General features: G+C 37.5%; 13 protein-coding genes. 11 read left to right on the top strand and 2 right to left on the bottom strand.

Annotated elements, in window-relative coordinates:
• The first annotated feature begins 194 nt into the window (after nt 1–194).
• From OQX64_RS15810 to OQX64_RS15765, 10 genes are all read left to right on the top strand, one after another.
• Nucleotides 195–374 (top strand): hypothetical protein, encoded by a 180-nt coding sequence (locus tag OQX64_RS15810; protein WP_265819484.1) that lies wholly within the window; start codon nt 195–197, stop codon nt 372–374.
• A 408-nt stretch (nt 375–782) separates the two neighbouring features.
• On the top strand, nt 783–2,222 hold the full coding sequence (locus OQX64_RS15805) for a tetratricopeptide repeat-containing sensor histidine kinase (RefSeq protein WP_265819483.1): 1,440 nt from the start codon (nt 783–785) through the stop codon (nt 2,220–2,222).
• Nucleotides 2,223–2,232: 10 nt separating this feature from the next.
• Nucleotides 2,233–2,898, top strand: a complete 666-nt coding sequence (locus tag OQX64_RS15800) for a response regulator (protein WP_265819482.1) — start codon at nt 2,233–2,235, stop codon at nt 2,896–2,898.
• A gap of 518 nt (nt 2,899–3,416) precedes the next feature.
• The gene (locus OQX64_RS15795; RefSeq protein ID WP_265819481.1) at nt 3,417–3,623 is read left to right on the top strand and encodes a hypothetical protein; all 207 of its coding nucleotides are present in this window, start codon (nt 3,417–3,419) and stop codon (nt 3,621–3,623) included.
• 224 nt (nt 3,624–3,847) lie between these two features.
• Nucleotides 3,848–4,957: a DUF4236 domain-containing protein gene (locus tag OQX64_RS15790; RefSeq protein WP_265819480.1), complete on the top strand. Its 1,110-nt coding sequence runs from the start codon at nt 3,848–3,850 to the stop codon at nt 4,955–4,957.
• Nucleotides 4,957–5,388, top strand: coding sequence for a DUF6804 family protein (locus OQX64_RS15785; RefSeq protein WP_265819479.1), 432 nt, complete (start codon nt 4,957–4,959; stop codon nt 5,386–5,388). Before OQX64_RS15790 ends, OQX64_RS15785 begins: the two co-directional genes overlap by 1 nt.
• Nucleotides 5,389–5,409: 21 nt before the next feature.
• The gene (locus tag OQX64_RS15780) at nt 5,410–6,738 is read left to right on the top strand and encodes a hypothetical protein (protein ID WP_265819478.1); all 1,329 of its coding nucleotides are present in this window, start codon (nt 5,410–5,412) and stop codon (nt 6,736–6,738) included.
• Nucleotides 6,739–6,749: 11 nt separating this feature from the next.
• Nucleotides 6,750–7,604, top strand: coding sequence for a hypothetical protein (locus tag OQX64_RS15775; RefSeq protein WP_265819477.1), 855 nt, complete (start codon nt 6,750–6,752; stop codon nt 7,602–7,604).
• A gap of 81 nt (nt 7,605–7,685) precedes the next feature.
• Entirely contained in the window at nt 7,686–7,895 is a 210-nt protein-coding gene (locus OQX64_RS15770) for a hypothetical protein (RefSeq protein WP_088301148.1), read from the top strand.
• Entirely contained in the window at nt 7,877–8,404 is a 528-nt protein-coding gene (locus OQX64_RS15765; RefSeq protein ID WP_265819476.1) for a thermonuclease family protein, read from the top strand. The genes OQX64_RS15770 and OQX64_RS15765 overlap by 19 nt, the downstream gene beginning before the upstream one ends.
• Before the next feature lie 53 nt (nt 8,405–8,457).
• On the opposite strand, the gene OQX64_RS15760 is transcribed toward OQX64_RS15765, so the two are convergent.
• Nucleotides 8,458–9,069 carry a GIN domain-containing protein gene (locus tag OQX64_RS15760; RefSeq protein ID WP_265819475.1) on the bottom strand — a complete coding sequence of 204 codons (612 nt, stop codon included), beginning with the start codon at nt 9,067–9,069 and terminating at the stop codon, nt 8,458–8,460.
• A 790-nt stretch (nt 9,070–9,859) separates the two neighbouring features.
• Here OQX64_RS15760 and OQX64_RS15755 point away from each other — a divergent pair.
• The gene (locus OQX64_RS15755) at nt 9,860–11,572 is read left to right on the top strand and encodes an amidohydrolase family protein (RefSeq protein ID WP_265819474.1); all 1,713 of its coding nucleotides are present in this window, start codon (nt 9,860–9,862) and stop codon (nt 11,570–11,572) included.
• 10 nt (nt 11,573–11,582) lie between these two features.
• Here OQX64_RS15755 and OQX64_RS15750 read toward each other — a convergent pair whose 3' ends face one another.
• The gene (locus tag OQX64_RS15750; RefSeq protein ID WP_088301152.1) at nt 11,583–11,789 is read right to left on the bottom strand and encodes a hypothetical protein; all 207 of its coding nucleotides are present in this window, start codon (nt 11,787–11,789) and stop codon (nt 11,583–11,585) included.
• Nucleotides 11,790–11,795 lie beyond the last annotated feature (6 nt).

Raw genomic sequence — 11,795 nt, 5'->3', positions numbered from 1 at the left:
TAAAAAACTGATTAATAAAAAGAGTAGAAATCGCGGTCGTTAGTAGCCGGTTTGGGAAGCAGTTACTAGCTCCCGCGACAGACGCTCATCACTTCCCAAAAATTTCAGAAGGCCTTCTGATTTACAACCGTAGCAAACCCCTCGCATGGTGCGAGGGGAACTACACAGTATTTCATTTCTAAAATTTTTGAATCATGTTTTTACCATATTTTATTGCCATATTATTAGGCTTTGTAAGCCCATCGAATACTAATAGCAACTGTACCCACAATGGCGGTACAACAGTAAGCACCAACAACAATACGCCTGGCGACCCAGGAGACCCAGGTGACGATGGTACTGGTGGAGACACAGGACAAAATCCTCCAAGGTAATATCTTTAAGGAAGATGGCCACTAGCCATCTTCCTTTTTTTTATTTCAAAAACAATTATACTGCTTACAACTTGAATAAACATTAAGAAAGTTTAAACGAATAATTAATCAGATTTAACACAATGTATCTGATAATAAAAACATTAAATAATAAGAGCTTTTTTTGTATTTTCGAATAAAAAAATACCTCCCTTGAAACTGCTCTCATCACTTATCCTTCTCTTATTTCTATTTTCTTGTTCAAAAAAAGAAAGTATAAAAAAGAAATTTCATAATCCATATTACGATATAGCTAAAAAATATCGTAACAATAGAAAACCAGATAGTGCCTTCAGAGTATTTAATCAAGCGAAAGAATTTGGACTAGAAAATAAAGATAGTTTAAGTACAGCTAGTAGCTTAATTAATATGGCCATATTGCTAACAAATGCAGGTGATTATTTCGGAGGCCAGGAAACCTCAATAGAGGCTAATAAATATTTGAATGAAAGTGATACGAGTCATCATTATTATCTGGGATCTAATTATAATAATTTAGGCATTGCCACGTACAATTTAAAAGATTATGATAATTCACTAAGACTATACGATTCTGCGATCAAATTTTCTGATGATTCCTTAGATACTTATATGTATCTAAATAATAAGGCTAAGGTTTACCAAGAAATAAAGGATTATAAGTCATCACTTAAAATCTATGATCAGATTTTAGCAAAAACGTCTAAAAATGAACAAGAATATGCCCGCGTATTAACCAATATTGCAAAAACGAAATGGCTTGAAAATTCTCAATACGATCCAGTTCCACAATTTTTAAAATCGCTACAAATTCGAAAAAAAGAAAATGATTTATGGGGGCAAAACTCAAGTTATGCAAATCTTGCAGACTATTATATCCAAAAGCAATCAGATTCTGCCTTATTTTATGCAAATAAAATGTATAAAGTAGCTAAAGAAATAAAAAGTGCAGATGACCAACTTGAAGCTCTACAAAAACTCATCAAACTAAGTCAACCCAAAGAAACTAAACATTTTTTCAATGTTTATGAAAAATTAAACGATAGTGTCCAAACCGCCCGTAGTGCTGCCAAAAACCAGTTTGCACTGATCCGTTATGACACGGAAAAAAGCAAAGCCGATAATTTGGTGCTGCAGAAAGACAATGAAGGCAAAAGGTATCAGATCATCATCCTTATTATTGGTATTCTTTTAATCATTATCGCCGGTACCCTTTGGTACAAAAAGAGAAAACAAAGATTAGAGCTCCAAGCTCAAAACACCATCCGCGAAAACAAACTCAAAACCTCTCAAAAAGTGCATGATGTAGTTGCCAATGGATTATATCGGATCATGAGTAAACTAGATAATCAGGAGACCCTAAAAGACAATCCTATTGTTAACGAGATAGAAGAACTTTATGAGCAATCGCGTGACCTCTCCTATGAAAAACCAAAATCTAAAAATCAGGACTTTCAAGACAAAATATTTGAGCTGTTAAAATCCTTCGCTTCCGAAAATACCAGGGTAATACTGGTCGGGAATTCGGCCACATTGTGGGAAAAAGTTTCTGAACAGGCCAAAGATGAAATAGAACATATCCTTCAGGAGCTGATGGTCAACATGGGCAAGCATAGCCAGGCAAGCGATGTGGTGATCAAATTTGAGCAGGTGCAGCAAAAAATAAACATTTTTTATACCGATAACGGTATTGGCATAGCAGGTAAGCCACAACCCAAAAATGGCTTAACAAATACGGGAACCCGTATTGATGCCATTAGTGGTACAATTATCTTTGATACCAAAGTTGAAAAGGGGCTTAAAATCCAAATCTCTTTTCCGGTTTCCTAATTGTATTAATATGTTTAAAAGAATACTTATTGCCGAAGATCAAGAAACACAGAATATTTCGCTGCAGAGAACATTGGCCGACCTGGGTGCAGAAAAACCCGAATACGTTTATTATTGTGATGATGCACTGACCTGGATAAAAAATGCGTCCAAAACAGATCAACCCTACGATCTGTTGATTACCGATCTCTATTTTGAAGAAGATCATAACCGGCAAAAAATTGCCGGGGGTGCCGAACTCATCAAAGCGGCAAAAGAAGTACAGCCTAATTTAAAAACACTGGTATTTTCCGGAGAAAGTAAAACGGCGGTTATCAATATGCTATTTAAAGAAATGAACATTGATGGTTATGTCCGAAAAGCCCGTCACGACGGCCAATACCTCAAGCTGGCCATCAATGCCATCCATAACCATAAAAAATACCTCTCGCCCGATTTAAAGCTGGCCAGAAAAGAAAATAATTCACACGATTTTACAGATCTGGATATTGCCATCATCTCCCAACTGGTGGAAGGCACACCTCAAAAAAACATTCCTTATTACCTGCAGGAAAATGATATAAAACCCTCTGGTCTCAGTAGCATCGAAAAACGCCTTAACCTGATGAAGGAAGTGCTTGGTTTTTCTAAAAATGAACAACTGATCGCTTATTGTAAAGACATGGGGATTATTTAGTTAGTCTTTCAGTCCTAAGTCTTCAGTCTGAAGTCATAAGTCAATTGATCTAAGCTTAAAAATCCCCTCAAGTTACGTCATTTCGAGCGGGCCCAAGAGCATTGGCTGCAGCACAGTCGAGAACCACGTAATGCTCAGCGAAGCCAAATCTATTTTATAGATCTCTCCACTTCGCATTGCTCCGGTCGAGATGACGATCATTCTATTGGATTTGCTAATTTTAAAAAACTGAGTGTGCGCTGTGATATGCCGCTGTAAATCTCTATGGCTAAAAAAAGCTAATGTTTGATAGTTTAGCATGAATAATCGCTAAGCTCTCAAACATGAACGATTAAAACATCAATCTATCCTAAAAAGATTGCTTCGGCTCCTTCAGTCCGGCCTCTGTCTTGCGAGATGACCATTTCGAACGCAGTGGAGAAATCTGATCAGAAAGAAACTTTTAAATTTTGCTTTACGGTTTTCCTTTAGGAAAAAAATTCTTGCCGCCTTAGGTTTATTGTCTAAAATAATTTAAGATGAAAAAGTATTATGTAAACAAAAATGCCCAAAGTAACGGCGATCATGAAGTTCATGATGAAAATTGTACTTACTTACCTTCCAGTGATAACAGGAAGTATCTGGGTGAATTTTCTTCATGCAAGGGTGCAGTAACAGAAGCGAAAAAAACTTATAGCAAATCAAATGGTTGCAGAACATGTTCCATAGACTGCCACACCACCTAAAACTGATATCGCTTTAAGTGTTTAAAATTGCAGGATTGTTTCCTATTCATTTTAAGAATAAGAGGCAATCCTTTTTTAGTGTTTATATTCCAATTGAAAAAACATAATCACCTGTAAATCAAGCTTTAGATTTTTTATAAATAGTTTATCGTTTTACGGTTTTCCGTAAGGAAAGCCTCTTTAAGCTACATAGTTTTGGAGTATCAAAATTAAAAAACATCAAAATGGCTTGGAGCTTTCATAAACGAATTAAAATTATCCCAGGTGTTCATTTAAACTTAAGTAAAAGTGGCATATCCACGTCCATTGGGGTTAAAGGGGCAAGTATGACTTTCGGAAAATCGGGGACTTATCTAAATACTTCTCTTCCGTTTTTAAATATTAACAACAGACATAAACTGTCGGGTTCAAACACTACTCCCGATAGCTACGATCACGACGCGCCCCTACATCTTTTTGGGAATATTTTTAGCGCAGATGTGCAGGAGATAACCAGTCAAAATATGGCAGGGGTAAAAGAAGCCATCCTTTTGGCCCGGCAACAAAGAAAAGAGTTAAAAAGTGATCTGCTAAACATTCAGACAGCATTGGGCACTTCAAAAATGAAACTGATTTTAAGTTACCTATTCCTTTATGGGTTGATAAATAAAACAATACCCAAAAATTTGAAGCTCAATATTGAGGCACAAAAAGAGGCTATAAAACAAACTACAGATCTGATTGATCACTGTTACGTGAAACTAAATGTAGAATTCGATTCAGAAATCAGAGAAAAGTACGAACAGCTAATTAAAGCATTTAAAAATTTAACTACCTCGCATAAAATTTGGGATGTAACCAATGCACACTTTCAAGACCGTGTTGCTGCGCGTTCATTGGCCAGCACTATTGTAAGCAAAAGAGACGTAAAGTTCTCTTTTAAATCGCTTACTGAGATCAGGTCGGATGTTGAAGCACTTTATTTTGAAAATGCAAATGGCGCAGATTTATACTTCTACCCCAGCTTTATCATAATGTACGCTAACCAGAAAGATTTTGCCATCATCGGACTTGATGAAATTAATGTACAACAAAGTTATGTGCGGTTTACAGAAACAGGAACGGTACCCCGCGATTCGAAAGTTATTGACAAGACTTGGGCAAAAGTAAATAAAAACGGCACACCGGATAAAAGGTTTAAAGGTAACTATCAAATTCCGATCGCCAAATATGGACAGATCAACCTCCGTACAAATACAGGCTTAAATGAAGAGTACGAATTTAGTAATTATGAATTTACAGAAGCATTTAGTCAAACATTTAAGGATTACCAAGCGACAATAAAATACCGTTGATGAAACAGATGAATGAAGATAATAAGGGTATAATTACAGTAAGGTTTATAGGTGTCATCTGTGCCATAGCATGTTTTATCGCGATATTAAGATTGCCGATAGGGTATTACACCTTTCTCCGGGCCATCATTTCATTAGGGGCATTGATATTCATTTACAGCTGGATTAAGCAAAAAAAATATTCCTTAGCCATCATTTTTGTTCTCGTGCTTATCCTTTTTAATCCCCTATTTCCCATTTACCTGCATAGAAAAAGCATCTGGATCCCATTGGATATCATCACCGGACTATTGTTTTTAATTATTGCTTTTTATAAGAAAAGTGAACCTGAAAAAAAAGAGGAAAAAGCGGCTGAAATTTTACCCGTTCAAAAAACATACCCCAGAGACCGCATTGTTTCGGCAAAAAGAAATACAATAATCACATCATAAATCAACCCAAAACTTAATGTTATGATTGCCCAAATAGAAGAATTTTTCAACCCAAAAACAGCTGATCTGGCTCAGGATGGAAATATAAAAATTAAGGATCCGGTTACCAATGAAACAGAAGAGGTAAGAAAGAGAACCTACCACGAAGCTGGCTTTAGGGATGCATCTAGAAACAGTGGCAGCCCTTTGGCACTCTCGATATGCTTAAATGCCATTTATGCCAAGTTTCAAAATGAAGAAAAGGAGTTGGTAGAAAAACAGCAACTGGCGAAAGAACCCTATATCAGTGAGCAGAAAACTAAAGAAACCGAAATCAAAACACTGGTCATCAGTAAAGAAAGTAAAGAACAGCAGATTACCAAGGTAGAAACTGAGATCAGGACGGTTAAAGATAACATAGAAGAACTAAAATTTGAGATCAACGACCTGCCCAGAAATCCCGAAAAATACCACATCAGTGCTTCAAAAGGTGCTTCAAGTAAGTTCTGGATTGGCTTGATCATCCTGATGCCTTTAAGCCTGTATTTATTTACCTTTTATATTTCTACCTCTTATTCTGCCTTTTTTAAACCCTTTGATGCCAATAGCACCATCATTATGAATGTGCTGGATTCGAAAGCTTTTGAAAAGGCCTGGCAGGATGGATCACTGGAAGGTGCATTTGTAACCTTTATTCCCTTTGTGTTTTTAGGTTTGGGTTATTTGATTCACATGTTTGGAGAGGTTAAAAGTGCGATAAACTATATTAAAGTTAGTTTACTGTTACTTACCACCTTTGTTTTCGATGCCATTTTAGCCTATCAGATTGAAGAAAAAATATATGAATTGAATAGAACTGTTGATAGCCAGGATTTTAATATTGCAATTGCTTTTAGCAAAATCCAGTTCTGGGGAATCATCTTTGCAGGTTTTGTAGTGTATCTGATTTGGGGTGTAGTGTTCGATTTTATCATGAAAGAACACCGGGAGAAAGACAAAATCAAACACGAGCAACTGCGTAGAAAAAAAGATATCCAGATTCATCAGGATAAAATAGCCGATATTGAAATTCAAAAGGCAAAATTGCTTGAGGAACTTAGCGAAATCAAGAAAAGTTCGCTGGAGGCACAGGGAAGGGTTACTGCATTGCAACAGATAATCGATGCTGTAATTATACCAACGAAGGAGTACGTTTTATATGCTTCAGAATATATGCAGGGATGGATCACCTTTATTAACCAAAAACTGCATATATCTCAATATGAAAAAAGTACGCTCGAAAGTGAGTGTATTACCTGCTATCATGAAAACCTTAAACGTGTAGGGGCCAGTGAAGATTCCCAAAATGCGGTTTATACTACTACGTTATAAAGCCCAAGATCATGAATTTAAAATTATCGAACATATTGCTGGGCATCTTAATGACCAGTGTTTTTGCAACCGAGGCTAAAGCCCAGCCTGCGAAACAGAACCTTAATATCAGCTTTTTACTGGATTTATCTGATCGGATTGATCCTAAAAAGAATCCTGGGATTTACCAACGCGATCTTCAGTATATTAAATCAGTACAAAAGTCCTTTATTAATCATGTTAGAGGAAAAAAGATGCTGCTGTTAAAAGACCAGATGCAGGTTTTCTTTAACCCCATTCCTAAAATTACAGATATCGATCAATTAAGCCAGAGTTTAAAGGTCGATTTTAATCCTAAAACCAGTAAAAAAGATTTCCTGAATATAGATAAGATTTATACCGATAACCCGACTAAAATTTATCAGCGTGCCATTAAAGATGGAAACTATGTAGGCTCCGATATCTGGAGATTTTTTAAAAGCAATGTGCAGCAATATTGCATTAAACCACAACATCGAAATATTTTAGTCATACTAACCGATGGTTATATGTACCATAAAGACAGTAAAATTGAAGTAGCAGGAAAAAGTTCTTACATCACTCCACAATTTCTACTGTCAAAAAAACTTGTTAATGCCAATTTTCCTGCCATTATGCAGAAAAACAATCTTGGTTTTATTACCTTCCCTTATAATTTGAAAGGGCTCGAAATAATCGTTTTGGGCATTAAGCCATCCGTTAATAACCCTTACGAGGAAGATGTGATTAAGCAATATTGGACAGATTGGTTTAAAGCGATGAAAGTGGAGAAGTTTGAACTTCGGATAACCGATTTGGCCTCTAGTCTGGAACCCGTAATTAACAATTTCATCCAGGGAAAGCCTTAAATAATCATTATTTTTATACTTAATCATTCGTTTATAAACAGGCAATTAATCCTGTAATTTTTCTTAAATCATCCCTTCATCATGAAAACACTCTCTCTACTTATCCTCTTCTTTGCTAACATGACCTGCAAAGAAACCCTTACGGTATACATCTGCAACAGTCCGAATGCCAAAAAATACCATAATAATTCAAAATGCCGCGGTTTACGCAATTGCACTTACAGGGTTATTTCCATTGATATCGAAAAAGCAAAAAAAGACGGCAAAACACTATGCGGCTGGGAAAAGTAAGCCTGCTGCTATTGTTGCTCACGCTTCAGGCCTGCTTTATCCAGCCAGGAGGAAATAAAGGCATAAATTATAGTAATCTTGTTTTTACAGCCAAAGTTATCCGCATTTTAGATGGCGATACCATGGAAGTTTTATATCAGGATTTTCCCATTAAAATCCGGCTGGCCCACATTGATTGCCCCGAAAAAAGACGCTCACAACCTTACGGTCAAAAAGCAAAAAAAGCCCTGTCAGATTTATGTTTCGGACAGCTGGTGGAAATACAGGGCCAAAAATACGACCGCTACAAAAGATTAATCGCGGTGGTTATTAACCATAAAAAACAGATAATCAACCAGGAAATGCTGAAGCTGGGCATGGCCTGGCATTTTAAAAAATACTCAACCGATCTTTTATATGCCCGGTTAGAAATCACAGTCAGGAAAAACAAAGTGGGTTTATGGCAGGATAGCAGTGCCATAGCCCCCTGGGAATGGCGGAAATCAAAAGCGCCATTGCCCAGAAAATAGGGTTAGCGTAAAAGCCGCCCAATAGGCAGCTTTAGCTATTTGATTGATATTTTTTATTTGGCTAACACCATTGCATTTTGCGCTGCCTCCATCATCGCTTCAGAAGCATATGATGCAGATTTAAGACTGGCAAAGTCTCCTAATTTTACATTTTTCATATTGCTGGCGATCATGGTACTTTGATCGGCAGTACCATTTAATTTTAGTACTGCATCATCCTTAACAATGGTATACAAACTGCCTGTTGTCGTTTTAATCTTTGCTGTAGCACTCTGGTTCAAAAACAACTGAAGGTATTTTACATCGAAATTATTGCTGGTTACCACCACCGATTGACCGTATGCTTCAATTCTTTCTAAATCTTTTACAGTAATATTCAGTATGACCTGATTGGTTTCCATGGAGTTGATGAACAAGGTTTTTCCATCAGTTGATACAAAGGTTTTTGCAGCGTCATAATTATTGGTGCCCGATACATTTTGCTTATCACCCTGGGTTAAGATGATTTTTACATTCCCGCTCACCCAAATTCTGTTGAATGTTGATAATGAGGCAGTTTTTGTTTCTGCTTTAATGGGCTCAGCGGCAAAAGTGGCCATTACTGATGAAGTGAATACGACTGCTGTTAATGCTGCTGCGAATACTATTTTAGTGAAGGTTTTCATATCTTTATGTTTTAAGTTTTTGCTATTGTTTTGTGATTAAGACGCAGCTGTCCATCAAACGTTGCAGGCAAAAACACGGTATTATACCAGCATCAGTAACCGCTAGACCAACGCCTGTAATTTCTAGACGAACGGTTATGAGTTATCTGGCCTGATTTTTTTAAATCCAGCCTTTGCGGCTACACAGATGTTTGTCATCGGCTTTCAAAAATGTGGTGATGTTTATTTATTTGCCTGTTTCCGGATGATGAATAGTTTGGTTTCCTGGTATATCAGACTATACCCGATCGGGCATATTAATTGGTATTTTGTATGCTCCTACCCCTAAGGATATGAACATAAGTAATCCATTATCAATATTTGTAAAAACACAACGTAAGCTAGTCAAACGCTCAAAGAAAGAATTACATTTAAAGCTAGGGTAGGCCTTTATTTTCTTCAGGGACTGGAACAAATAAAAACAGCCTTTAAAGCTAGATAAGACTAATCAAGTAATGAATTATTTATGGCAACCTCTTCATCTGCCTCATACTGCTACATTTCTTTGAATTTAGATTTGCAAAGGTATCTGGATAAAATAATTCTCTTTACAATGAACACAGTATCCTTGATGGATATACACGCATAGGTATGACTTTACTTCACTACTTTTCGCCTACCGAACGTTCCTGGGGTGAAGCTGTTTTACTCGCCTAAGTACAAAAAATGGTTTTTTTTTCCATTGTCAGTCATTATAAGTATTATTACAAGTATGACACAGACAAGGAATTACAGCTTACTGATAGTTTTCATGCTCAGTTTCACGATTTATTTACCCTTCGCGGCAGCTCAGGTAACACAGAACTATCAGGTGTATAAACTCGAAAATAAAATCGGCACAGAAAAAGTTTCCATTGCGGGAAGAACTGACAACACTGCTGTTAATATCACTATCCGTACCGTAGACCGTGGTCAGGCTTTAATGCTTACCGCTACACTAAAACCAAATGCTACTGGCACAAGATATACCTCCATCGGACAAACGTCGCGTTTCAAGCAAGAAAAAATAGATCAACTGTATTCCGCCAGCCAGGGTTTTCCTTTGAGCCAGAACGGCTCTATAAAATTGAGAGAAATGCTGATTGATTATTGGATTAAAGCAGCACGTCCTGCCTTTGTAAAATCTGCATTAGATGGATCCGCTATCCGAATCAGTGAAATAACTGACATGACAGATGCATATAAAATAAGTGGATGGAAAACCTTTCTGATCAACAATGGCATGGATGAGATATTCTGGACAGATGCGCAGGGTAAAGCTGTTTTTTTAACCACAATAGATAGTGAAGGTGACAAGAGAGAGGTGATTGATGAACGGTATCTATCGGCATTTACCAAGCTCAATCAACAATCAACACACCATTTGCTACAGGCCTATACAGATAACAGTGGCATCTCTGCCAAAAAAAATCCTGCAATTGCCATTTTAGGTGGAACAATCATTGATGTTACCCACCATGGCGATCTGCAAAATAACACTATGGTGCTGATCATCAAAGGAAAAATAGACTATGTAGGAACCATTAACAGGTCGCTAATTCCACCGGGAGCACGCCTGATTGATGCAACCAACAAATTCTTGCTTCCTGGTCTGTGGGATATGCATGCACACATATTTCACCCGTCTTATCTTCAGCGGGAGTTACGCTCAGGAGTAACTTCAATCAGAGATATGGGTAATGAGTTTGATTTTGCAAAACAGCTGATGGATATGGTTAGAAAGGAATCAACACCAGCCCCCAACTACTATGCCGCCGGGCTTTTGGATGGCAAGTCACCAGCCACACTGGGGACCATGCTAGCCACTAATGAAAACGAAATCAAAAAAAATATAGGTGCCTACCATGATGCTGGTTTTAGGCAGATAAAAGTATACAGCAGCATTAAAAAGAAAGACTTTAACAGTATTGTGGAAGAAGCCAAACAGTATCATATGGATGTTGTAGGGCATTTACCAACAGGCTATACGGTAAGCTACTTTATTAATAACGGAATGCGGAGTATCAGTCACATCAATTATTTCATGAACAGTATAAACTGGTCTTCCAGTGATCTGAAAACAGCTAATCAAAGTCTGCTGGACAGCATGAGATCGCATCATACCTTTTTGGATCCCACATTAAATGTTTACCAGTTGGCGGGAAATAAAAAAGTGGCCTATTACCAGAAGCTTGTTAAGCTCTTTGCCGATAACCATATCCCAATCGTGGCCGGAACAGACAATGAGGGGACTATTGCCGATGAGATTCAGAATTATATACGATGTGGTATAAGTCCCCTTAATGCGATCAGGTCTGCAACGATCATCCCCGCTGAAGTAATGGGTGAAGCGCAAAAGAGCGGAAGCATTAGCCAGGGCAAAGATGGCGACATTTTGATTCTTGATGAGAATCCACTGCTCCATATCAATACCTTGCAACACATTCCTACCATCATCAGGAACCAGTTTGTGATCACCAATTGAATCATCGCGTTTACCTATTCAGGGTATTGCGAAGTATCCCGGTCATGATGCTTACTTTAGCCATCTCAACTTTACACCTATACTGATGGTTGGCTTTCAGTCCATTATGAATATCATTACTTTGTTTAGGTAATGAAAGCTTAATAAGCGCCGAATCTCCCGTCATCCTGAGCGATTTAACATGCCCGTCAAAGCTTAGCCTTTTATCATCCAGCATGGTAAA

Source organism: Pedobacter sp. GR22-10, assembly GCF_026239715.1.
GTDB lineage: Bacteria > Bacteroidota > Bacteroidia > Sphingobacteriales > Sphingobacteriaceae > Pedobacter.
The sequence above is the reverse complement of the archived record's forward strand: the minus strand, read 5'-3'. Positions and strand labels throughout refer to the sequence as shown.